This is a genomic window from Saprospiraceae bacterium, from assembly GCA_016713025.1.
GTDB lineage: Bacteria > Bacteroidota > Bacteroidia > Chitinophagales > Saprospiraceae > OLB9.
In genome coordinates this window covers 1,281,663-1,307,587 of record JADJPZ010000004.1, presented here as the reverse complement: position 1 = coordinate 1,307,587, position 25,925 = coordinate 1,281,663, and the positions used below count along the sequence as shown (strand labels likewise).

Sequence of the window (25,925 nt, the reverse complement as noted above, 5' to 3'; positions counted from 1 at the left end):
TTACTTCGGTGAGGATTTCAGCAAAACTTGTTAAGCTATAGAAATTTTTGGTTTGTTTCTGGTTAATACAGGTAAGATTATCCTCTAATTGTATGGAAAAATTCACATCATTATGTGATACCATAAATTTTTTTTGCATAGAAATAGCCTTTATTTTTGCCATACAAAACCCAAAATCATGGACACCATTTGTAAAATCATATTAATTGTTGGACTTTTTTTTTAAAACCTTAAAAACAAGATAAAAATGAAAGCTATCAAGACGTTTGAGCCTACTTTAGATCCCATCATCATCCATCAGGAGGTATCACTTGCCCAAGCCATCAAAACCAGTGGAAAGGTCATCCTGCCTCTTCCGGGTGGCTATCAATGCTGTCAGTATGACGACATCTCGTATCTCAAGAGCGAAAGCAACTACACTATTGTTGTTTTCAAAGACAGAAGTCGCAGGATATTGGCAAAAACATTGGGAGCGGTGGAGGAAGGTCTACCTCAACACATGTTTTTCAGGGTACACAGAAGTTTTTTGGTCAATGCGGCGCACATCACAATGGTATCTTTTGCGAGTGATGACAGCAAACTTGTCCTTTCAAATGATATAGAAATTCCGATCAGCAGAGACAAAAAGGCTTTGATCAAGGAAAGTTTTGGAGAATAACTCAGTTGTGTACTGTATAAAAGATATCAGTTTTTATTAATTTTTATATGTTTATAATATGAAAAATAGTTTATTTACGATAGTAATGCTCATTTTACCCTTTATTGCTTCGACACAAACCCGCGTATGGAATGGCGGCGGCAGCACTAACAACTGGTCAGAAGCCAATAATTGGGATTGTAACTGTCTGCCAGCTGCAGGTGAGATTGCTCAGATACCCAGTGTTTATTCTACCATAACAGTTAATGTAGACGTGGCTGTTTCAGTAGCAGAGCTCCATTCTTATGCCAATCTGAATGTCAATGCCAGTATCACCACAACTAGTCAATTCAGGGTGATCAACGGTGCAGACCTTACCGTAGCACCTTCGGTGACAATCAATGCTGGCAGCTTAGTATTGATCTCGGTATCACATAGTAGTGGTCAAGTCTGGAACTGTAATGTCAATAATCAAGGTACCATCACTACATCTACTATATATATGCAAGAAGGATGTGACCCTGGATTTCCTTGTCATACAGCTCTTACCAACAATGGTACCATTACTACAAGTAGCCTCGGGATACAGTTTGAAGATCATACACAAGTGATCAATAATAATAGTATGACGCTCAATGGAGCTACAGGTATTCAGATGATAATTGCAAGTGCTGCCGCATCTTTTATTAATCATGGAGTTTTTAATTCCAATACCTACAACTATCTTAAAAATACGACCAATACCGCCACCGGTGTCATGACCATCGATAACTACCCGAATAGTATTGACCCTATAACATTTGCCTATACATCACCTATGGAAATCATAGGAACTGTTACTAATCAAGGTATCATTAATATGACCAATCCTCAGTCCGGTGCTTTTTATGGTATACAAGTCAAACCTACCACTGTTTTTACTTCATCAGGCAACCTTAACATCACATCACAAAGGTTTCCCATACGCAATGAAGGCACCACCAATATTTCAGGGACAAGCTATATCCATGCGACCGATAATGTATATCAGGCTGGTATAGAAAATATGAGTACTTTTAATCTCAATAATGCGGCTACTACTTTTACCTGCACAAAAAATTTTAGAAATCTTACGGGAGGCGTATTGACTATAGAAAACTGTAAGCCAGTAAACCTGCTCACGCTACACAATCAAGGCACCACAACCAACAATGGTACGATCACCTTTGACCCACTTAATGTTTCATCGACATCTCTCACACAAATAGGTACTTTCACTAATAATGGCATCATGATCAATTGTGCATTTCCAGTCACTTTGCCAGCAGCTGAAAATCCCGGCTTATTTGCCCAGCGCATCATGGGTACTAAATGTACAAATGTAGTCATACCTGCATTTATATCCGGACAGAAGATAAACATAAACAATGCACCTACATCAGGGATATTTACGAATGTAGGGCTAACAACATCTACTGGCACCTTAAACTGGGTCTTGGATGAATTTACGCCAAATATTGCTTGTGTGGGTTTAAATATTTTATATATTCAGGTACAAAAAAACAGGATGCTCGCCAGTGGTAGTTCCTGTACGCTTTCAGAATCCAATCGTCTCTGGTACTTGGTATGCTGATGCTGATGGCAATGGATGGGGCAATCCTGCTATCACTACTACCCATTGTGGTACTTCTTTGTCGGGTTACACCCAAAATATTCCTGATTGCAACGATAATGATACTCAGGTGTATCCGGGAGCACCCGAAAACTGCAATGATAAGGACTATAATTGTGATGGCAATATCAATGGTGCACTACCTCCTCCATCCACATGGTATCAGGATAGTGATGGTGATGGATTTGGAAATAGCGCTGTATCGATAGTGGCTTGTGCGATGCCTAGTGGATACGTAGCCAATAGCTCAGACTGTAACGACAATAACAATCAAATAAAACCTGGAGCTACTGAAGTATGTGACAATATTGATAACGATTGTGACGGTATGATAGACGAAGGTATTCCTACGGGAACTAGTACATTTACAAATGCTGGTATGAATACACTTTGGAGTAATTCAGCAAATTGGAGTCCACCAACCGTTCCGCTTCCTTGTTTCAATGTCATCATTCCTCCCGGCCAAACTGTAAATGTTAATTCAGGTGCTCCTATACAATGCAGGTCTATCACAATTGCATCAGGAGCAACCTTAAACATCAATGGGGCTAATGTTACGGTTTCAGGAAGTGCATCAGCGGGTATAAACAATAGCGGTGTCATAAATATTTCTCCCAGCTCATCCGTCACGATATCCAATACCGTCGGGCATGGAATTGACAATAGCAATGTGATGAATATATCTTCTGCTGGATCTCCAGTAAATCTAAGCCTGACCAACATAGGCCAAAATGCTATTCAAAATAATCCATCCGCCACTATCTCTTGTAATGGCACTACCAATATTTCAACCATAAACATAGATAACCGAGCATTAAGTAACAACGGCAACTTCACTTTCAGAGGATCATGGAGTGGTCTCGATATACAAGGATATGTATTTTTTAATACTGGTACATTTAATAATTATGGAAATTTAGATCTTGCCAATGGATCGAAACTTCCTGAGTGGATCATTTATAATCAAGGTACTTTCAACCATCATGCTGCATCAGGTAACACCATCATATTACCTACACCTTCAGTCGTACAAAATATCAGTGACAAAGGTATATGGCTAAATCCAGGTTCTACCTTCAATAACTATTCTGTAATCAATATTTTTGGCAATAGGATCGCAGGCACTGGTGCACTGATCAATCATCCTGGCTCATCCGTATCAGGTCGACCCTAATGTAAGGTGCCAAGCATTTTAGGACTTTTTAATAAGTTAACTTAACCAAAAGTCCACGACTATATTGTACCAAACATCTGATTGAATGCGAAAATTAAAAATCATCATTATGCAATAGTGCGCGGGGTTCGTGTCCCGCCTACGGTACACCTTTCAGGAAGTCAGGATTTACAGTTTATGACTATTTTTTCATTGTAAGCTTTTTTAACAGTGTCCAGCATCATTGACATCCCGTCTTGCCCGCTGACTTCATATTTTCCGTTTTTTATTACCACCTTTCTGTGATATTTTATTTTTCCGTCAGGAGTACTTGTCGTTGTGGAAGTGATGTCGCCGATATGGGAAGCATATTGCAGGTCTTTTGGAAGTTTTTCAACAAAACAGCCTACGGGAACTTCAATTTCATAATGGTCTGTGGCGGTAAATCCATTATATACTTCAGAAATATCATTTGATGATGTATGAAAAATCAATTCAACAGGTAGTTTGTCATGATTTAGATCGATAAAATATCGGTCACCTGTCTGCATAGTTTTTTTATGACTTATATACATAGTGCTCAGATTTATTTCCGGATCAAAAGATTCATTTGAGTATTTTTTACTTATAATTTTTTGTGAATTGATATCAGAACTATTTTCAGTAAGATGCTGAATAAACTTTTCATTATCTAAAGACAGGTTGAAATGCAATTTTTTATATTCAATCCCGATGCCTTTCAATCGTTGATGGTGTAAAACTGAATGCTTTTCCGCATTTATGACATAATTATTTTCCATCAGATTATTGATATGATTGTATGTTTTTGTTTTTATTATACCTGAATTATGTTCATCAATAAAAAGACACAATCTGTTACCTGTAAATGAACCTTGATATCCCGGCGCAGAAAGGTTGGAAGTACATTCGAGGAAGACAGTATCATTATCAGGAAATGCCACTAAAATCGCGTGATTAAAGGCATTTCTGACTATTGATGTGTCCTTGAATGATGGTTGGTCGCCTGCATTGATTATGACATAATTGGATCTTATTCCGGCAAGTTTTAACAAATATCGCATATAGTTACTCAATGCCTTGCAATCTCCGTATTTAAAATTGTGCACTTGCTGGACATCCATAGGTTTCCAACCACCTATCCCCAACTGGATGCTGACATATCGCATACTTGCTTGTAAGTATTTATATAGTTTTTTTAGTTTTTCCTTTTCATTTTTTTCTTCACCTATCAAAAGCAATATTTCATTTTTTGATTTTTCATTGAGCTCTCCTGTTTCCTGAATCAACGACCAAATCCAGTCTCCGAGGGCTTTCCACGAACTATAACTTCCCGATTTTCCTTCCATGCTGAATGTCGCAAGGATGGGAGTGATCAGCGTTCCATGCTCCGATTTATAGTTTTTTTTCTCCATTCTGGTATGTGGGATATTTTGAAATTTAAATAAAGTATTCATTTTACCAGCTATCGAAAACGTATCCATTTTTTCATTTGATGCGTTGTAGAAATGAACAGGATTCGATTCTTCATGATTTTCTATCTGAAAAATGCTATTGATTATGGATACGTTTTTACCTTCATACGGACTGAATCCTGGCAAATTGAATGTTTGAATCCAGGACCTGTTGATATTTTTTTCAATAATATATGGTGTAGGTATACCTAATATATGATATGTCAAATACCTTGAATCATTGGCGATACTGAATCCATCATATGCCGCTTCATCCTGAAAATCTTTTCTTTTTATGGTTTTTAACTTTTTGCCATTTATGTCCTTAATAACAATTTCCAATGCATCAACTTTAGTAAACTGATCGTAAAAGATCATAATATTTGTCAGATTATTGTCGCTGTTTTTAAGTATTAAAGACTTTGAAGTGATAGAATAAGAGCACTTATTTTTGTTGAAAATTTCCAGTTTTTCCAATTGGTCTATTACAATAGCATCTGCCCCTGAGATAAGACTATCAGGAATCCCGCTAAATGAAAGCTGAGCAGTCACACCACAACAATAAAATTGAAGAATCAAAAAAAGTTGGAGACATTTCATATTTCCATTTTTTAGTTATATTTTTTGTTCCAGTGATTCATCATCATTTCATAACTTTTTTTTGATAATTACAGGTTCTGATATTTTCTTAATGATGTTGTCAAATGCTTCACGCAGTTCAGGGTATTCTTCTTGAAGAAATTCAGTTTGATTTATTTTGAAATCAATGTTGATAGACAGTTTGCCAAGAGAATTATTAAAGTTTGAAGTATATTTAAAGACAATTGCATTTTCTCCCATGGCAGCATGTATATTTTGAGGCACTTCAAACACTTCATCAGCACCAATATCAATATGTGTCAATAATTTGTATTCCTGAATAAAAGGAAAATCAATGGTTGTACTTCTTTTTTCCTTTTTAAATGGGTTATCCTTAAAGGGCCTTAGCTCAAAAGGATATACATACTTCAAGTTTTCGTCTTCAAAATCCCAATGGGATACAAACTGAGACTTTATTGAGTTTATCTTTTTTTCCACGATCAACATAGAATCCAAAATTACATTATCGGGTTGGTATTTACTTTTAATAAAATCGGCTTCATTGTCTTTTAAGATTTCATTATCTGCAAATGCAAAATATCCGGATCTTACTTCGGATGACTTCATATTCATCTTATTATCGGCAAAAGAAATATTTGATAACAAAGCATGTCTGCCGGAGAAATCTTTTTTTGTTTTAATCCAATCAGCTCCATTTTCCGATACGATCCATCCATCACCATTCAGACATCTTATAGGTAAAATGCCAAAACCCAAACCTGATGTTGCGTCTGAAAAATACAATTTTTCTCCAATGACAGATACTGCAAATACATAGTTGAAATCAGAGAAGTCGGGATAAACAGGATGTGGTGTTCCATTTCCTCTTGTACTCATAATGACCGGAAAAGATGCAATCCCCATTTCATTAAGGGCGGCAATGTAATTCAGGTTGATGTCACCTGAATCTCCTTTACCTTGCTTAAAAAGAGTTTTTCCACTCATTTCTGTACGATAGTGATGGTATCCGTCCCATTGTACTTTTTCAATAAAAGTTTTATACACCTTATCTGCAGTCTCGAGTTGAGGTTCATTTTGGATTGGAACAACAAAATCCTTAATAAAATCTCCTTTTTTCAATACATTTCCAAAATTTGAATCATCAAGCAATGATTTTGTAAAGTTGGGATAATCAATTGCAATGTTCTTGATCATTTCTCCAGGCCAGTCAACAAGAATTAACTGATGCGTTATTTTTGCCATTTGGTCTGAAGTGTTTACTGAATAGGGCTCATTTTCTATTGGAGGAATATTTTCATGTATCAATGCCCTTTTGTTGAAAGGAAAGGCCACAGATTCAATTTGGCTGGATCGTGATATTCCATCAGATGTTGTTGACTTATAATGGAGTTTGACATCATAAGTATTATTTTCATCTTTTGTTATGGGGATTCCTCCTGTTACACTTATTTGATATCGATAGTATTTCGGAGTGCTTGTATAAAACTCATTATACACTACGGATATTCACCTTGTATATGCCATTCATCTATGTTATAAAAATATTCTGATTGTAATTCATATTCAAATTCAAACACACAGTTTTTTTGGATATTTGGCATGGTGAATGATATCCTTTTATAATAATTGTTTATTTGCGTTTCAAAGATATTGTCATCTTTTAGCTTTGTTTCTACTATTTTATTATTTTCAAGATGATAGGTTTTTCCTTTAAGTCCCCTGAATTTAATTTTACCACGTCTGTCCTTAGGACTATAAAAAACAACATGATTAGTCCCGGCATCTTTTGCACGATCATTAAATATTTTAACTTGCTTTTTAACCTTTCTGACGCTATAAAATCCTTCACCGTCTGAATATAGTACCGAATTGTCTCCAGCTATGTAGGTCACCATGGCATCAGCCCCTTTATAAAAATCGCATTCAGCAAGATTTAATAAGTCAATTTTTACATCTCCATACTTATACTTTTGAAGATATGCTTTTTGGTGGATCGACAATAAGAAAGACATTATCATGACTAGAGATAAAAATTTTTTCATAACCCATAATTTAAAATAGATAAATAGTTATTCTTTAGAGTACAAAAATAACAATATTTTTTAAAAAGAACAATTCAGACATTCTTTTCCTAAGGGGAATCACCCATTTTTATAAAATATTTTATAAAATACATACAATCAATATAAAATATATGTACTTTTGTTTTAATATGTAAATGATCACACTATTAAAACATTTTTTATTGTCATGAAATGAGCATGAACCATCTTTGTGGTACACAAACTTTGATGATTATTTTCATGCGAAACGAGAGTTCGATAACACCAAAGATGGAGGTAAGTTATCAATTCCATGTGGCAATTAAAAGAAAATTAAAAAATAAACACATGAAATGAGCATGAACCATCTTTGTGGTACACAAACCTTGATGATTATTTTCATGCGAAACGTAAGTTCGATAACACCAAAGATGGAGATAAGTTATCAATTCCATCTGACCATTAAAAAACAAATAAAAATAAACAGATGAAAACATTCATTCTCAATTCCCGATTTTTTCTTTTTTTTATCCTTTTCAACAGTTTTTCTTCCCAATGCTTTGCTGAAGAATGGCCTTTTTCACTCAATTGTCCTAAAGATGTCACTGTCAGTTGCTACGATGAAATATGGAACTTATCCATATACGGCAATGCCACATATACTGAGGGGTATAAAACCTATTCTGCCGGTACCCCGGTCGTTAAGTATTATTTAAACAGCTGCAACTCAGGATACATCACCCGTACCTGGATGGTCGAGGACAATATGTGGCGATGGCATTCGTGCACACAGACCATTTATGTATCTTCAGGGTCGGCATCAGGACCTTATATATCGTGGCCTCAGGATATCGAACTGACAGGATGCAATCCCGTCACAAATCCCAGCCAATTGCCGTCCGGATACAACTATCCTGAGTGGGACAATACCGGATGCGGTATGTATGGAAAATCATACAGCGATATGCTTTTTACTGTCAACAGCCAATGCAAAAAAATCATGCGAACATGGAAAGTCATGGATTGGTGTGCTACAACATCTTCTTACAGCAACACATTTTACAAACATGTTCAATTTATATACATAGTCAATAATATTCCGCCTGTAGTAAATTGCCCGGCCGATATCACCATAGAGAGTATAAATTGTCAAAATGCAAATTTGACTACCAACTCGATGACACTTGCCCCAGGTACTTGTGGCGGTGAATTCGAAATAACAAACAACTCCCCGTATGCTACAGCAAAAGGGAATAATATTTCCGGCACTTACCCGATAGGAACTACTAAAGTGTCTTACAGTATCAGGTATGGATGCGGGAAAACATTTTATTGCAACACTAATGTCACAGTGCTCAATGGTGCGAAACCGGTACCATATTGTTTGGGTGAGTTGGTTACAGCCTTGATGGGCGTAGATACTGATAAAGACGGAAAGGTTGATAATGGTATGGTCGAAATATGGGCGAAAGACCTTGATAAAGGTAGTCATTCCAAGTGTGGTAATAACCCTTTGAAATTTTCTTTTTCAAAAAACATCAATGAGACTTCTAAAATATTAACTTGTGATCATGTAGGAAAAAATAATGTGGAAATTTGGGTAACAGACAGTAAAGGGGCTCAGACTTTCTGTATGACTGAGATCAATGTGCAAAATAATGGTGCAAATATACCCAATTGTAAACCTAAAACTTCAACACCACCTCCAGCTCCTGTAGCCCCAATTGTGACATCAAGAAGACTAAATGGTTCTGCCACAACAATTACAGACAAACCTATGGCCCAAGTTGATGTAAGACTTGAGTATAAGGATGCCATAGTTACTTATACTTCAAAGTTTGATACTATTGAAACTTTGCTTTTGGATTCATTTATCAATGCGTCCGGTTATAAACTCTATAGGTACAATTATGGTAAGAAGATCAACGAAAAAAGAGATACTACCACATCATTTATCTCCCGGACAGTAAAAACAGTAGCGGATGGGAAGTTTAAATTTGATACATCGGCATTGGTCAACAAATCAGCCTTTTTATCAGCGACATATAGTGATAGCACACATTCTCTTATTGATCAGAAAGATGTATTGCTTTTACAAAAGTTTTTGGCTGGTGAAATTACATTCAGTAGTTACCAACAATATCTGGCATCTGATATTGATGAAAATGGACGCATTGATGAAGCTGATTTGCAAGCCCTCACAGATTTAGTTGAAAAAAAGATTACCGGATTACCGGGGGCATTTCAATGGTTTTTGCTCGATACTAAAGCGACATATCCTAATCCTGTGGATGTGTTGAAAGGTAGTTTGCCATTGAAAATAAGTCTGGATTCTATTACAGCAAACACACCTGCAGTCAATTTCGTCGCCATTAAAAAAGGTAATATTTCTGTTGACCAGGGTTCAATAAAAGAAGATTTTCAGACTGAGTCCAGAATCCAGCCTGTCAAAGAATTGATTGCGGTCTTCATGCCCAATCCCTACAATGACAAAGTGATCTTGTCCATATCTCATCCGCAAGGAGGAGAAGGTGTATTGTCGATGCTGGACATGAATGGCAGAGAGTTGTACAAAAATACGATAAACATTGATAAAGGCAATTTTGAGTCTATAATCGATCTTTCAGAATTACCATCAGGCATGTTGTTTTACAAGTTAGTATTACGGGATCATGTCGCTTCAGGAAAACTCATACATTTAAAGTAGAATGGAATAAACTTCCACATAAAAAGCAATCTGAGCACTCAGGTTGCTTTTTTTTTGCCATTTCCAAAAATGCAATCAACAGAAATTGGGATTAAAATAGAGTTTAGAGACAAGACTGAAGGCCATTTAACCGCGTATTGTTCCCTAATCATGTTAAACAATTTATAAAATATTAAACATTTTGCTCTATATTATTATTGATAATGATAATTTTGCACGCACATTGCTAAAAAACATTTATGCAATTTCTTTTTCCAGCTTTTTTATGGGCCTTATTGGCACTTTCCATTCCGATTATAATCCATTTGTTTTACTTCCGAAGGTTTAAAAAGGTATATTTTACCAATGTCAAATACCTGAAGGAAATAAAGGAAGAAACTTCAAATCGCAATAAACTGAAGAATTTGCTGATTCTGATCAGTCGGTGTCTTGCCGTGGCGTGTCTTGTATTTGCTTTTGCTCAACCATTTATACCCAAAGGGACCGGAATCAAATCAGGACTAAATTATGTTTCTGTTTTTATTGACAATTCTTTTTCCATGACTACCAATAAAAGTGAAATACCACTTATGGACATTGCCAAGGATAAAGCGCGTTCAGTGGTCTCTTCATATGGTGATGAAGACAGGTTTCAGATATTGACACATGATTTTGAAGGCAAGCATCAGAGGCTATTAAGTAAAGAAGATGCATTGACATACATTGAAGATGTGCAAATTACCTCATCAGTGCAGGATCTCGATCTTGTCCTGAACAGACAAAGGCAGCTCCTTGAAAGGTCATCTGGTAACAGACTCTCCTATATTCTTTCAGATTTTCAAAAGAGTATAGTCAACTTACAAGAGTACCGGGATACTACTATGGAAATTAATATGGTGCCTGTCCAGTCTACAACACAAAAAAATGTTACAATAGATAGCGCATGGTTTGAAGGGCCTATTCCTTTTTTAAATCAAACCAATAAACTACTCGTCAAAGTAAAAAATAACAGTCCCGAAGATATCGAACAAGTAAAAATCAGTTTTTTGAAAGACGGGCAGGAAAAACCTGTAGCTATAAGAGATATTGCTGCAAATAGTACAGTCACTGATACAGTTAATCTGACTATTGATAAATCAGGATGGCATACAGGTATCCTGCAGGTTTCTGATTATCCGGTTCAGTTTGATGACAAATACTACATATCTTTCAATGTGGCTGACACTATCAAAGCGCTTTTTATCAATGATGCAGGACCTGACCGATTTATGAATGCGTTGTTTAATGGAATAAAAAACTTCACTCTAAGCAATCAAAGTTCCAATCAGCTTCAGTACCAGCAGTTTCAGAATTTTGATATGATCATGCTCCATGACCTTAAAGCTATCAGTAGTGGTCTGGGCAATCAGTTACTTCAATATATGCGTGACGGGGGCAAGGTTCTCATATTTCCAGGCAAATCAGTCGATATCGGTTCGTACAATGATTTTCTGACCACAATTGGGGCAAGCAGACTTGGAAATCAAACAAACCTGAAGCGGGAAGTTTCGATTATCAATACTGAAGAGTTTGTATTTTCAGATGTTTATATCAACACTGGAAGAAACTTAAAATTGCCGGTAAGCACATTGTCATACAATTTTTTGACACTATCGTCTACGGCAGAAGAAAAACTACTTACATATAGGGACGCAGGTTCATATCTTTCAAAATTCAGGGTAGGAGATGGACAGTTATTTTTATGTGCTTCCCCATTAAATACTGAGTCCAATGATCTGGTGTATAATGCTGAAGTTTTTGTTCCTCTGATATATAAAATGGCTATTTCTACCACCAAACAAAAGCCTATATCTTATATCATTAGCAATAATATGAGTGTGATAGTACCAAACCAAAGAAAAACTGGTGATTATGTATACAAGCTCAAAGATGATAAAAATGAAATAATACCGGGTCAAACACCTGTAGGTAATCAAATACACTTATCTATGGGCGGGCAAATAAAAAATGATGGCATCTTTGATTTATTGCTTGACAGTGAGACAGTTGGCAAAATAGCTTTAAACTACGACAGAAAAGAGTCAGATATGTCGCATCTTAGTGAGTCTGAATTGGAAGATTTAAATACCCAAAACCCCTCGATCAAATTGATTTCAGATACGCAGCAAGCCAATTTATCAGGATCTATCACTGAAAAAGATAAAGGCGTTGTCTTGTGGAAGTGGTTTGTTATTTTGGCATTGTTATTTTTGGCAGCTGAAACTCTTTTGATCAGATTGTTAAAGAATTAATGATGGAGACCTTAGTAAAAAATGTAACTATAGTACACCAACCATCAGAATATCATCTGAAGAAGGTAGACATTTTGATCGAAAACGGCATAATTTCTAAAATTGGTCATAATCTAAGTTCAAAAAAACCGACAATTGTTTCCGGCAATAATTTACATTGTACCATTGGACTTTGCGATATTGGAACTCATAGTGGGGAACCCGGATTTGAACACAGAGAAACCATAGATTCTTTGACAAAAGCTGCACTAAAAGGTGGTTTTACCTCACTTGTGGTTTTTCCCGGGACAAAGCCCATAACCCAAAATAAAAGCCAAATCAGCTACCTGATAAATCATCCGGATAGAAATAATGTACAAATACTACCTGTCGGTGCTTTGAGTAAAGACATCAAGGGGCAGGATTTGGGCGAGTTTTTTGATATGCGTGAGGCAGGAGCAGTTGCTTTTGGAGATGGTTTGGTTTCCGTGCAGCATTCGGGTCTATTGAGTCGGGCACTTCAATATGCGTCAACTACTGATAGACTTATCATTCATCATCCCGATGACCACACTTTGAGTAGCGGTGGAGAGATGCACGAAGGTGAAACCAGTACTTTATTAGGGATGAAAGGACAACCATCCATATCTGAAATTCATGCGGTACAAAGAGATATTCTATTACTTGAGTATAACAATGGAAAGCTACTCATTCATGCCATTTCGGCAAAAGAGTCCATAAATGAAATAAAATCTGCAAAAAAGAAGAGTCTGAAAGTTTTTTGTTCAGTTCCTTACACCAATTTGATATTTACTGATACAACTCTGATGGACTTTGATCAAAACCTGAAAGTTACACCACCGCTAAGGTCAGAAAAAGACAGGAAAGCTTTGATTAATGGATTAAAAGATGACACTATCGATTGTATCATTTCCAACCACATTCCACTTGACGAAGAAGTTAAAAACCTTGAATTTCCTTATTCAGAATCGGGTGCATCGGGTATCGAAACATGCTTTGTTGCATGCCTTTCATATCTTAAAAATGAATTGGGAGTAGAAAAAATAGTGGAAAAACTGACTGTCAACCCCAGAAAAATTCTGAATCTGCAGGTTCCAAATATTTTGGAGGGGGAAAAAGCAGATTTGTGTGTTTTTGATACTGATATCTCGTGGACCTACGAAAAAGGCGATATATATTCTAAGTCATATAACAATCCTTTTATAGGCAAAAAATTTACATCAAAAGTCATTTATACTGTGTGTTGATCGGAGTAATGTAGTTAATTTCAGCTCAAGGAGGGTCAATTTTCCTTAATTTTAATTGGAGTAGTTATAGACTGTAGTTAAATTGGGACATTTTCACTCAAACATAAAAATCTAAACATACTTCGGATTGAATAATATTTTTAACTTTATCCCCTTAAGTCTGCAAATAGCGAAGTGATATGAAGTATCTGACATTTTTTCTCATGTTTGTTTCCATTTCAGGATGGGCACAATCGGGCTTTACAAGCTTAGGGGGTGCTAACTTTCTGGGATTGTCACGAGCCGGAGTAAATTTGGGCGGTATCAAATCCATTTATCTCAATCAGGCAGGTTTGACAGAGATTACTAATCTTGGTGCAGATATCAGTTTTGAGAGGAGATTTAATCTGGAAGAAATGACTACTATTTCCATTGCAGGAGCTAAGAGTTTCAAATTCGGAACATTTGGTTTGTTGGTTTCCCATTTTGGTTTTACTGAGTATTCAGAACAGAAATTTGGTTTATCTTATGCCAGAAAACTCCACCCGAACTTAAGTATTGGCAGTCAATTTGACATATTGCGGTACAATGTCGAAAAAGTAGGAAGTAAAAATTTATACACAGTCGAACTCGGAATGCAACTGAAATTAAATAAAGAATTTAGTATTGCAACGCATATATTCAGTCCCGGTAAGTCCAAAATTACCGATGCAACAGATTTGGGAACCCGAGTCAGGCTTGGAGTCATGTACAAACCATCCAATAAAGTATTTATGATCATGGAGATGGACAAACTCATATACAGAAAACCTGATTTTAAGATCGGAGTAGGATATAATGTAATTCAGGAGGCTCAAATCAATGTAGGAATTAATCCAACACTAGGTTTTTACAGTTTTGGGTTACATTTCAACTTAAAAAATACTTATCGTATCTCATCAGCTGTCGCCTTGAATGATAATTTAGGTAATTCTCCAGCATTAAGTCTTCAATATCAAAAATGATCGCAAAGTTTTGAAGATTCTATTTGTTACATCAAGATTTCCATATCCACTTGACAAAGGCGATAAACTAAGAGCTTTTTATCAGATAAAATATCTAAGTGCAGATCATGACATTCATTTGATCAGTATCATTGACGAAGATATAAAGCCAGAATGGCTTGAAACCCTTCAATCTTACACTAAGAGTATAAGTGTGATCAGGATTACCCCAATTGAAAGGATACTTTAGGTTTTCAGTTCCTTTGTTTATGGTTTGCCTATACAAATAGGATGGTTCTATAGCAAAAAAATCAAAGAAATAATTAACGGCTTATACCACGAGATAAATCCGGATCATTGTTATTGTCAGCTTTTGAGAATGGCAGAATATACCAAAGACCTTACAGGTCCTAAAACCCTTGATTACATGGATGGGTTTGGTACAAGTATGGATCGCAGGGCAAAAATTGCAGGTTTCCCGCTCAGCATTTTTTTTAGACTGGAAGCAAAAAGGATGAAGCTATATGAAAAACTAATTGCAAAGAGTTTTGATCACCTGACGATCATATCACAACAGGATAAGTCATTATTTGATTTTCCTGAAGCTGAGAGTATGATTGTTTTGGGTAATGGAATTGATGAGTATTTTACAGAATTTCATTGTGTTAATATTAAAAAGGAATTTGATCTGGTGTTTGTCGGAAATATGTCATACCTGCCCAATGTAGAATCAGTAAAGTACACAGTCAATGAAATCATGCCCTTACTTCCTGAACACTTTAAGTTTTTGATTTCCGGTACTGATCCATCATCGACTGTAAAATCACTTGCATCTGAAAAAATCACAATCACTGGAAGGGTCAACGACATACGTCTGTCTTATCTTAAAGGCAAAGTTTTTATTGTATCGATGTGGTCGGGGACAGGTCAGCAAAATAAAATTTTGGAAGCATTGGCTCTTGGCATACCATGTGTTACAACAAAAGCAGTCAATGATTCAATAGGAGCACAGACTGATAAGGAAATACTTCTTGCAGAGACAAGGGATGAATTTGTTCAGCATATATTGCAATTAACGTCAAACCAGGCACTATATCAAATGATTGCTACTAATGGAAAACAATTTGTAAGAGAAAATTATAGCTGGAAACAAAAAGGTGAGATATTAAATTCTATTTTTGCGGCAAATTAGATAATCAATGGTAGCAGATAAAGTTCTTACTATACAGCTTAACACTATCTCTGAAGCAATAGAAGACATTAAAGATGGAAAGATCATCATAGTAGTAGATGATGAAGATAGGGAAAATGAAGGTGATTTCATATGCGCTGCAGAAAAAATTACACCTGAATTGATAAATTTTATGGCAAGTCACGGTCGGGGACTCATTTGTACACCTATCCTTGAACAAAGAGCAAAAGAACTCGATCTTAACCTGATGGTGCAATCCAATACTGCCATGCACAATACCGCATTTACTGTTTCTATTGATTTGATTGGTCATGGTTGTACTACCGGAATTTCAGCCTATGATCGAGCTACAGGAATTAAAGCACTTATCCATCCGGATACTAAGCCGGAAGACTTTGCCCGTCCCGGACACATTTTCCCATTGATAGCAAAACAAGGTGGTGTCTTGAGAAGAACAGGACATACAGAAGCAGCAGTGGATCTGGCTAGATTGGCCGGTTGTTATCCTACAGGAGTTCTTGTGGAAATTCTTAATGAGGACGGCTCTATGGCTCGCTTACCTCAATTGGTCGAAATAGGTCATAAATTAGGAATCAAAATTATTTCTATTAAAGACTTGGTGGCCTATAGGATGTCAAAAGAAAGATTGGTTTTGCTTGAATTCGAAACTGAACTTGAAACATCTTTTGGTAAATTTTCAGTTAGAGCTTTCCGGCAAATTACTACGGGAGATATACATTTGGCTTTTGTTATGGGAAAGGTTTTTAATGATCAACCTACATTAGTGAGGGTACATTCCAGTACAGAAACGGGTGATGTTTTAGGTATATTATTTGAAGGATACGCTGAGCAGCTATCAAAGTCTCTTCAACTCATAGCTCAAAATCAGTCAGGAATTTTGCTGTTTATGCGACACGGTGAAAAGACTGAATCTATTCTTGAAAAACTTAAAACCCTGGATAACAACCCCAACAATAATCCAAAAATTTCAGATGAGCAAAGAGATTTTGGAACAGGTGCTCAAATATTAAGAGAACTTGGTGTTTCAAAAATTAGGTTGATATCTAATCATAAGAAAAAAAGGGTAGGGCTGATAGGGTATGGATTGGAAATAATAGAGAATATACTCATCGAATAGCCAACAGTAAAGTCTTGTCATCCCGGCTTTAATCAATAATCAAATATAGGCATATGATTTCTCGTGATGAACAAAAATGTTTTTGGGCATATGATATTGAGTGGTGGTGTAATAAACTTCGAAGTTCGGAAAATGGAGTTAGTATAAAGCAAGCCAACGATTATCTACAAAAATTTGGAATTCACAAAAGGAAACAATCTAATATATATAGAGATTTGAAGTTGCTTTCAGGTCAATTTCTTAACCCATTGATGCTCTTGCTAATAGGAGCAATTATTTTATCTGCATTTTTAGGTGATATTTCCGAAGTTGTTATTGTTTCCATGATTGTATTGTCAACAGGGATATTAAGTTATATTCAGGAAAGAAATGCAGGCAAAGTCGTCCAAAAGCTTCAATCACTCATCTCAGCAAAATGTACAGTTTTAAGAGGTGGGATATATTCAGATATACCTTCTGCTTCAGTTGTTCCAGGAGATATAATTGTATTTAATGCCGGAGACATCATACCGGCGGATTGTATTATTGTTTCATCCAATGAGTTACACATTAATGAGGCAAGTCTAACCGGAGAATCTTTTCCGGTTCAAAAGTTTGCTGGAAAAATAAAAGAAGATACACCGCTGCCCAAAAGGTACAACTGTCTTTGGGAAGGTACAAATGTTGTAAGTGGAAAAGCGAAGGCACTTGTAATTAATACCGGAAATGATACGTTTTTTGGGGACATTGTTATCAGATCCGGAACAACTGTTGAGTCAACATTTGAGAAAGGTATCAAAGATTTTGGGTATTTTTTAATGAAAATCACTCTTTTTTTATCAATTTTTATATTGATAGCCAATATTTTAAATCATAAAAGTATTGTTGATTCAACACTATTTGCTTTAGCACTTGCTGTGGGTATGGCTCCTGAATTACTACCTGCTATTACCACGATTGCCATGAGTGCAGGGGCAAATAGGTTGCTGAAAAAAAGTTATTGTCAAAAAATTATCATCGATACAAAATTTAGGGGAGGTAAATTTGTTATGTTCTGATAAAACCGGTACCATTACTGAAGGGACCATCATAGTTGATGGAACTGTTGATTTTGAAGGAAACAACTGTGAATTTACTAAAAAATTGGCTATCTGGAATGCATCTTTTGAAACAGGTTATAGCAATCCAATAGATGAAGCATTGAAAATATTAAATACTAACCCGAATGAAAAAATAATTAAAACAGGAGAAATACCTTTTGATTTTTTAAGAAAGAGGTTGAGTATTGGAATTGATAATGGTACTGATAAAATTTTCATTTCAAAAGGTGCTTTCGATCAAATACTTGAAATTTGTACATATGTCAGATGCAGCAATGGTGAAATAAAAAAAATTACTCCTTTTACTCAGAATATAAAGGATCGGTACACGCAGTTTGGTTTTGATGGTTATAGAGTTATTGCTGTAGGTTACAAAAACTATATTGATGACCCTATCCAAAAAAGTGAAGAATCAGAAATGATATTTGCAGGTTATGTGCTTCTGAAAGATCCCGTAAAAGTTGGCATTACAGAAACAATAGGACAACTAAGAAAGCTCAATGTAGGTTTGAAAATTATAACAGGTGATAATAAAAACGTTGCAAAGTCGATCGGTATGCAACTAGGTATTGATCATCCGGTAATTATGACGGGCAAGGAACTTTTTAATACCAGCAGTGAAGCTTTGCGACTAAAAGTGAAGAGTATTGATATTTTTGCTGAAGTAGAACCACACCAAAAAGAAATTATTATTCAGGCTTTGAGAAAATCGTTTACAGTAGCTTACATGGGAGATGGAATCAATGATGTTTCTGCCTTAAATGCAGCTGATGTAGGGATATGTGTTGATAATTCCGCAGACGTTGCAAAAGAAGCAGCGGATTTTGTTTTAATGCAGAAAGATTTGTCTGTTTTGGTGGAAGGTATAAGGGAAGGAAGAAAAACATTTGCCAACACATTAAAATATATTTATATCAGTACTGGGTCCACTTTTGGAAATATGTTTAGTGTTGCTACAGCATCTCTGATTTTACCATTTTTACCGATGTTACCAAAACAAATTTTATTGACAAACTTTATTTCAGACTTTCCCTATATGATGATTGCATCAGATAATGTAGATGAAGAGCAGCTTTCCAAACCCGGAAAATGGAATCAGAAAATTATTAACAGATATATGATAATATTTGGCATCCACAGCTCATTTTTTGATGTTTTGACTTTTGTTGTGCTATTGTACATTCTGAAAGCTAAGGAATCAACTTTCCAGACAAGTTGGTTTATTGAATCAGTACTTACTGAATTATGTATACTTTTTATAATCCGAACTCATAAAAGTTTCTTCAAGAGCCAACCTTCGACAATTCTGTTTATCCTGAGTATGATTGGCTTGCTGTTTACAATAGTACTTCCTTACTTGTCATTTGCTCAAAAGTTGGGTTTGGTACCTTTAAGCATTATACAGCTATCATCAATGATTTCAATTATTGTAGCATATATCATTACTGCGGATATATTGAAAATCTGGTTTTTCAAAAAGTACAAAGGTGTTTGACAATTTCTCGCTTTTAGACACCAGAAGTTAAGATACTGCACTTTATCTATTAAATCCTGAATAATTTTTTAATCTTATCTACATAATCCAGTTTCTCCCATGTAAAGGTTTCGACTTTTATTGTTTTTACAGTACCGGATCCATCTTTAAATGTGACTTCTTTTGTTTCAGAATTTCTTCCCATGTGGCCATAAGCTGCTGCATCTGAATATATTGGAGTACGTAACTTCAATCTTTTTTCAATCGCATACGGTCGCATATCAAATAAATCGTAAACTATATTGGCGATTTCACTGTCTTTCATTTTGACTTTGGCAGTACCATAGGTATTCACGTAAATGTTTGTGGGTTTTGCGACACCAATTGCATACGAAACCTGTACCAATACTTCACTGCAAACTCCAGCAGCTACCAGATTTTTGGCGATATGCCTTGTTGCATAAGCCGCAGATCTGTCCACTTTACTTGGATCTTTACCCGAAAAAGCACCACCTCCATGCGCCCCTTTTCCTCCGTAGGTATCTACTATGATCTTTCTGCCAGTCAAACCTGTATCTCCATGCGGGCCACCAATCACAAACTTTCCTGTAGGATTAATATGGTAAGTGATGTCGTCATTGAATAGTTTTCTCAACTCTGGTTTAAGTGTCTTTTTGACTTCAGGAATGACGATACCTATTATATCTTTTCTGATTTCGCTCAGCATTTCCTCATCCGGACCAAAATCATCGTGCTGTGTGGATACGACTATACTATCGATTCTTATAGGTTGATTATCATCAGAATACTCTATAGTAACCTGAGATTTACTATCAGGTCGGAGGTATTTCATTTTTTTACCATCCTTTCTTATCTGAGCTAGTATCTGAAGTATTTTGTGCGACAAATCCAATGCCAATGGCATATAATTGTCCGTTTCATTTGTAGCATAGCCAAACATCATTCCCTGATCACCAGCACCCTGGTCTTCCTTCTTTGCACGTTCTACTCCTTGATTGATATCAGGCGATTGTTCGTGTATAGCTGACAATACACCACATGAATGTGCTTCAAACATATATTCGGATTTTGTATATCCGATTTTTTTAATTACATCTCTTGCTATTTGCTGTACATCAAGATAGGTTTTGGATTTTACTTCACCTGCGAGCACTACTTGGCCAGTGGTTACTAAAGTTTCACACGCTATTTTTGAGTTAGGGTCAAAAGCAAGAAAATGATCAACCAATGAATCAGATATCTGATCTGCTACTTTATCCGGATGGCCTTCTGAAACCGACTCCGATGTAAACAAATATGGCATATTATATTTTTTTTAAATATTCAATTGCAAAAGTACAATTATTAAAATGCATTCACCAAACTATTATTTAAAAAATATATATGAAACAGACAAACACCCTAATTTTTATACTAAAGATGATTGTCTCAGGCTCGAATTCAGTTGATTATTGTGCGAAATGCTTATTCAGGTTATTTTATTCTGCAATCCAACATTTTTTGTCCTTCAAGATATCCTTCCAGATGATCTCCGATATTTACTTTTCCAACACCGGCAGGTGTACCTGTAAATATAAGATCTCCTTTTTGAAGAGTGAAATATCCGGAAATATAATTGATCAGATAACCGAAGTTAAATATCAGATCTTTTGTATTTCCGTCTTGGGTCAGGACGCCATTTTTTATAAGCTGAAATTTTATACCGTGTGAATTTATTTTTGACTTTTCAATAAAATCTCCGACCACTGCAGAATTGTCAAATGACTTGGCCAACTCCCAAGGATGTCCTTTGTCTTTACATTTATCCTGAATATCACGAGCTGTAAAATCAATACCCAATCCTACTGCATCATAATAGTCTTCAGCATACTTTTCTGCTATGGCTTTTCCATTTTTAGATATTTTTAGTACAACTTCCAATTCATAATGCACGTTTTCGCTAAAATCAGGATGATAAAAAGGTTTTCCATCCTTCAATAATGCAGTAGACGGCTTCATGAATATGATGGGAGATTTTGGAACAGGATTGTTGAGCTCCTTGGCATGATCGATATAATTGCGGCCTATACAGATGATCTTCATAAAATAATATTTTGGGCACAAAATAATATTTTATAATTTCTCAATTAAGGTTTTTTTGAATTTTATAGGACAAATTAATGTCTTTTTATTGTCAAATTATTTTGTACATCGATGGTGCCGGCAGAGTTATATACTGTGTTTCCGCTGGTATTACTTGTACTATCTATAAATTCTACATCTTTCAGAATTATATTACCTCCATTATTCAGGAGACATCTTCCATTGATATTGCCTTGGCTACATTTTACATCTACATTTTCTATCGTAATTGATTTACCTGCCATGATTTGAAACAAAGATTGACCATTTATGAAGGAGCCATCTATATTTATATTTGCACCTAGCAGCCCCCGGATTGTTATATTTTTGTTTAATATTATCGGTTCTGTTAAATTGATAGTGGATGATGGGATGACATTATCAAGGGTTATGGTTTCTCCCTCTATTGCACACTCCAGTGCATATCGCAATGAAAAATCACCATCATTTGAAGATTTTGTTACATTAGTACAGAAATCCAAGGGGAAATTGGTCAATAATACTGTTTCTGAAGGCAAAAGTGGATAATCTGATGAAGTATTGGTCACTATAAATTGTTGACCATCTACAGCTGTAGTACCATTATATTTGTACCAAGTGCCTGTGACATCATAAAGGACGTTCGTTAAGGTCTTACTTTGAGTTGTGTGGAGGTTTGATATAATGATAGCATGTTTTCCATCTACGGTTGACAATCGCATTATCCTCGGGGTGTTTAGTCCATCTGCAGCTCCTAATCCTATATTCCCAGCATCAAATGTACTTGTATTGTCTGGAAAAACCGGATATAAATTATACCTATTTCTTATCTGAAATAGGTAAGAAATGAACCTGTACAATTCTCTACGTTTTGGTTCGTCATAATAGTACCATCTTACAGGTTTTTCTCCTGTCCGACCATTAAAATTGATACTGACTTCATAACCGAGTTCACCAAATTGCCATAGCATGCGCGGTCCAGGCAAAAGCAGGTTAAAACCATAAGCGATCTTCAACCTGTCTATCATATTTGGAGTGTTTTTTGTTCCATTGTAATATTGCATCAGTTCATATCCTAATCTTTCTTCATCATGACTCTCTCCATAACTCATCCAGTTTTGTAGTGAAAATGCCAGATCAGGAGCATTATAAAGGCCTGAATTATAAATATTTGGGTCATTGTCTGGATAGCCTAACACAAACCTCTTCAAATCATTGTGATGACCCACGCCACTCCACATCAGTATTCCATGGTTTGCAAGGATTCTATCTTCATCAGAATTGGCTAAGTGCTCAAAGATGGCTACTGAACCAGGATAAACGTTCCACATTCGGTCTACCATTCGTTTTAATAGATTTATTCTGTCTGTATTGGTTGCGCTTGCCCAATCATCTCCTGATGGAAAGTCGTTAGGATCTGTTTGACCAAAACCCTTCGTAAAATCAAACCTAAACCCATCAAATTTAAATTCTTTCAACCAATACCCCAAAATAGAATCCACCATATTTTGTACATGCTCACTCTCATGATTCCAATCAGCTCCCCAATGTCCTCCGGTATTTCTGACCATTTTGTGATTAGGATTAAACCAAGGATTATCATTGGCTGGTTTGTTTTCCAAAGTATTCCAATACATTTTGGCCATTACATTTGAGTAAAAGGCATGATTTAAAACTACATCATTAAAAACCTGAATTTGTCTTTTATGACACTCATCAACAAAAAACTTGAGGTCATTTTCTGTGCCATAGGCTTTGTCTGCAGCAAAATAAAAATTGGGGTTGTATCCCCAGCTGCTATTGCCTTCAAATTCTGAAACGGGCATCACATGTATCGCATTGATGCCCAAACCTTTGATGTAATCTAATTTCTCTATTGCTTTAAGATACGTCCCTTCTTCCGTAAAATCCCTGAAATGCAACTCATAAATATTAAGTCTGTCAGTTGTAGGTTTTGTAAATGATGGAGCAGTCCAGTTGTATTGGGGTTTATTTGTCTGGAGTACAGATGCCCTATCTACGGCTTGGGGTCTGTAGGTTATCAGATTTGGATAAACTGATGCCGGTATCTGCCAATCATCAGGATCAGAAACTTTGTGCGTATATGGGTCTGCCACTCTGATACTGCCATCAATGAGATACTGAAAGACATATTCCTGTCCGGGAGTAAGGCCATCTAAAGTTATCCACCAGTAATCGCCACGATCATGCACTCCATTCATCACTGTGTCTCTGTTCAATTTATATGCTTCAGAAGGTGTCCAGTTGTTAAAATCCCCTACCACATATACTACATTTTTGGGCGCAGAAGTATTTGTTCCACCTTCTGCGCCTGTCCCTTTCAGGTATCTGGTATATTTTGGGGCATGCAAAACCAATGTAGCTTTTGTGGCATCCGATAGATGGTAGTTGATCCCTGGCTTAGTCCCTTCTGGTTTCGATGCAATATTTACAAGATTAAATCCCTGTACAACAAACGTTTTTACTTTTATAATTCCTGAGCCGTAATCTGCTGAAATTCTGAATTTTCTTTGGTTTGTATTTATTATTGGTAAGCTATACGTAAATACCTGATCATTTATATTACCCGTTACAAGATTTTGGATTAAATTGCCATTCAAAGGATCAATTTGGTCAAGCGTCCAGATAGCTGGTGAAATGGGGGTGGTGGCATCAATAGATAATGTACTTCCTACTTGACTAAATTGAGGATTATTGGCTGGTGAAATTATCTTGAAGTAGTTACCGGGATTTACTGTATTGAAAAAATTTGAACCATTATTGTGCTCCTTAAGCGTCCCATCGGCACTTCTGAATAAAAAATTTATACCAAAAATATCCTTTTCAGAAGGCACATTGTAATAAGACCGTAATCCTGCAGTTATGGATATACTCCAGGTGTTGCCACCAGTATTGGTCATAAGCCCTATTCCATCATCCTGTCCCCAGTGACCAATTGTATGGTTAAAGGTTGTTGGGCTTGACTCTGTGCTTGAAACACCCGAATGAAGATACACTTTAGTAACACCTGCTAATGCGGTTCCTGAGGCATTAAAAGTGATAGTCACGGGCACATTGTCAGTGGGATTGGAAGGAGTTACCGACACTGCTGAATTACTTGTCAGCACTATGTACTGGTAATTTGTGCCATTGTTAGTATTACCATTGATAGTATAAAAGTCAGCATCTCCGTGACCAATCGTCAGACCTGATCCAGAAGTAAATACATAATACTTCACGACAGTACCTGATGTTTGAGGTGGAATTGATGCAGTATAAGTAGTATTGCTTCCTGTCATTGGGATTATAGTGGAGCTAAACCAATTATCAGTTGTGAATCGCAAATAAACTCCTTGACCGGTCGATAATGTGCCACTTAAATTGGAGGTAATAATGACTGGGGCTGATGAAGTGACAGCTGTGCTGGTAGGAGATTGGCTGACAGTTTGCACAATTTGGATAGCACCTTGCACCCTAAAAACAACCATTTTTGGAGTATTGTTAATGCCATCGCCAAATCTTGTCCTGAAAACATAGCGGTCTGTAGTATTTGATACATTGATATAGTATGCTTTGCATCCACCCCAAGTATCTAAGTTTTTTTGAGACCCAATAGTTATAATTTCATCAGAGGCTGTCATGCAATCACTTTCTATTGGCCCATGTGTTCTTTGGTTTCCGCCCCAATCTGTGTGAAGTCGGAAATATCTGTTGCCGCTACCAGATGTATTTTGATAGGTTTTACCATAAGTAGTCCCAAACCCTGTGCCGACCCAGTAGTCTGTAGTACTCCAACCTGTACCCCAACCATCGGCTGATCTAAATCCATTCTGAGCAAAACTATTATTGGAAATTAGACCTGTTAATACTAATAACAGCACAAAGAAATGATAAAAACGTCGCATATATGTGGCTTTTAAAAAAAAACTTATTGTCGTTGTGACGCTAATGTACACACTTTTAATTGACCTAACAAATATTTTTTAGAAAAAAATTGTTTGTACTTAAAAATGAATTAGTTTTCGAAAATGTGTTAACCGACCTAAGGATTTTTAGTATTGATGAAGCTTAAAGTTTAAAGTGTTTTAAAATCAGGACATGGATCGTCATGATCATTTATCATTATAATATAATAAAGACATGTACAACTCCGTGTTTTTAATATATGCGTTGACTCTAC

Annotated in this window: 16 protein-coding genes and 1 pseudogene; 11 read left to right on the top strand and 6 right to left on the bottom strand. The window is 36.1% G+C overall.

The genetic code is table 11. The features are described 5' to 3' along the window. The first annotated feature begins 247 nt into the window (after nt 1–247). The 3 genes from IPK35_11925 to IPK35_11915 are packed head-to-tail and all read left to right on the top strand — an operon-like array spanning nt 248 to nt 3,462. Nucleotides 248–658, top strand: coding sequence for a LytTR family transcriptional regulator (locus IPK35_11925; protein ID MBK8053947.1), 411 nt, complete (start codon nt 248–250; stop codon nt 656–658). Between the two features lie 58 nt (nt 659–716). After that, the gene (locus IPK35_11920; GenBank protein ID MBK8053946.1) at nt 717–2,249 is read left to right on the top strand and encodes a hypothetical protein; all 1,533 of its coding nucleotides are present in this window, start codon (nt 717–719) and stop codon (nt 2,247–2,249) included. Then, nucleotides 2,194–3,462 (top strand): hypothetical protein, encoded by a 1,269-nt coding sequence (locus IPK35_11915; protein ID MBK8053945.1) that lies wholly within the window; start codon nt 2,194–2,196, stop codon nt 3,460–3,462. The genes IPK35_11920 and IPK35_11915 overlap by 56 nt, the downstream gene beginning before the upstream one ends. Nucleotides 3,463–3,623: 161 nt before the next feature. Here IPK35_11915 and IPK35_11910 read toward each other — a convergent pair whose 3' ends face one another. From IPK35_11910 to IPK35_11900, 3 genes are read right to left on the bottom strand one after another with little or no spacing between them, the layout of a single operon-like run. Then, nucleotides 3,624–5,513 carry a hypothetical protein gene (locus tag IPK35_11910; GenBank protein MBK8053944.1) on the bottom strand — a complete coding sequence of 630 codons (1,890 nt, stop codon included), beginning with the start codon at nt 5,511–5,513 and terminating at the stop codon, nt 3,624–3,626. A gap of 48 nt (nt 5,514–5,561) precedes the next feature. Beyond that, on the bottom strand, nt 5,562–7,010 hold the full coding sequence (locus IPK35_11905) for a hypothetical protein (protein ID MBK8053943.1): 1,449 nt from the start codon (nt 7,008–7,010) through the stop codon (nt 5,562–5,564). Beyond that, a complete protein-coding gene (locus tag IPK35_11900; protein MBK8053942.1) occupies nt 7,010–7,555 on the bottom strand; it encodes a DUF3857 domain-containing protein in 546 nt (181 codons plus the stop codon). The genes IPK35_11905 and IPK35_11900 overlap by 1 nt, the downstream gene beginning before the upstream one ends. 487 nt (nt 7,556–8,042) lie before the next feature. Between IPK35_11900 and IPK35_11895 the strand changes: the two genes are divergently transcribed. The 8 genes and pseudogenes from IPK35_11895 (at nt 8,043) to mgtA (ending at nt 19,645) form a co-directional block, all read left to right on the top strand. After that, entirely contained in the window at nt 8,043–10,262 is a 2,220-nt protein-coding gene (locus tag IPK35_11895) for a T9SS type A sorting domain-containing protein (protein MBK8053941.1), read from the top strand. A 239-nt stretch (nt 10,263–10,501) separates the two neighbouring features. Further along, nucleotides 10,502–12,532, top strand: a complete 2,031-nt coding sequence (locus tag IPK35_11890; protein ID MBK8053940.1) for a BatA and WFA domain-containing protein — start codon at nt 10,502–10,504, stop codon at nt 12,530–12,532. Further along, nucleotides 12,532–13,779 (top strand): dihydroorotase, encoded by a 1,248-nt coding sequence (gene pyrC / locus IPK35_11885; protein MBK8053939.1) that lies wholly within the window; start codon nt 12,532–12,534, stop codon nt 13,777–13,779. Before IPK35_11890 ends, pyrC begins: the two co-directional genes overlap by 1 nt. A gap of 179 nt (nt 13,780–13,958) precedes the next feature. After that, nucleotides 13,959–14,762 carry a hypothetical protein gene (locus tag IPK35_11880; GenBank protein MBK8053938.1) on the top strand — a complete coding sequence of 268 codons (804 nt, stop codon included), beginning with the start codon at nt 13,959–13,961 and terminating at the stop codon, nt 14,760–14,762. Nucleotides 14,763–14,772: 10 nt separating this feature from the next. After that, the gene (locus IPK35_11875) at nt 14,773–14,991 is read left to right on the top strand and encodes a hypothetical protein (protein ID MBK8053937.1); all 219 of its coding nucleotides are present in this window, start codon (nt 14,773–14,775) and stop codon (nt 14,989–14,991) included. A 129-nt stretch (nt 14,992–15,120) separates the two neighbouring features. Further along, the gene (locus IPK35_11870; GenBank protein MBK8053936.1) at nt 15,121–15,933 is read left to right on the top strand and encodes a glycosyltransferase; all 813 of its coding nucleotides are present in this window, start codon (nt 15,121–15,123) and stop codon (nt 15,931–15,933) included. A gap of 7 nt (nt 15,934–15,940) precedes the next feature. Beyond that, nucleotides 15,941–17,071 carry a 3,4-dihydroxy-2-butanone-4-phosphate synthase gene (gene ribB / locus IPK35_11865; GenBank protein ID MBK8053935.1) on the top strand — a complete coding sequence of 377 codons (1,131 nt, stop codon included), beginning with the start codon at nt 15,941–15,943 and terminating at the stop codon, nt 17,069–17,071. A gap of 53 nt (nt 17,072–17,124) precedes the next feature. Next, nucleotides 17,125–19,645 (top strand): annotated as a pseudogene (mgtA, locus tag IPK35_11860) (magnesium-translocating P-type ATPase). Nucleotides 19,646–19,694: 49 nt separating this feature from the next. On the opposite strand, the gene IPK35_11855 reads toward mgtA, so the two are convergent. The 3 genes from IPK35_11855 to IPK35_11845 form a co-directional block, all read right to left on the bottom strand. Beyond that, nucleotides 19,695–20,948 carry a methionine adenosyltransferase gene (locus tag IPK35_11855; protein ID MBK8053934.1) on the bottom strand — a complete coding sequence of 418 codons (1,254 nt, stop codon included), beginning with the start codon at nt 20,946–20,948 and terminating at the stop codon, nt 19,695–19,697. A 170-nt stretch (nt 20,949–21,118) separates the two neighbouring features. Next, entirely contained in the window at nt 21,119–21,727 is a 609-nt protein-coding gene (locus IPK35_11850) for a fumarylacetoacetate hydrolase family protein (GenBank protein ID MBK8053933.1), read from the bottom strand. 74 nt (nt 21,728–21,801) lie between these two features. Beyond that, entirely contained in the window at nt 21,802–25,650 is a 3,849-nt protein-coding gene (locus IPK35_11845) for a hypothetical protein (protein ID MBK8053932.1), read from the bottom strand. Between the last annotated feature and the right edge of the window lie 275 nt (nt 25,651–25,925).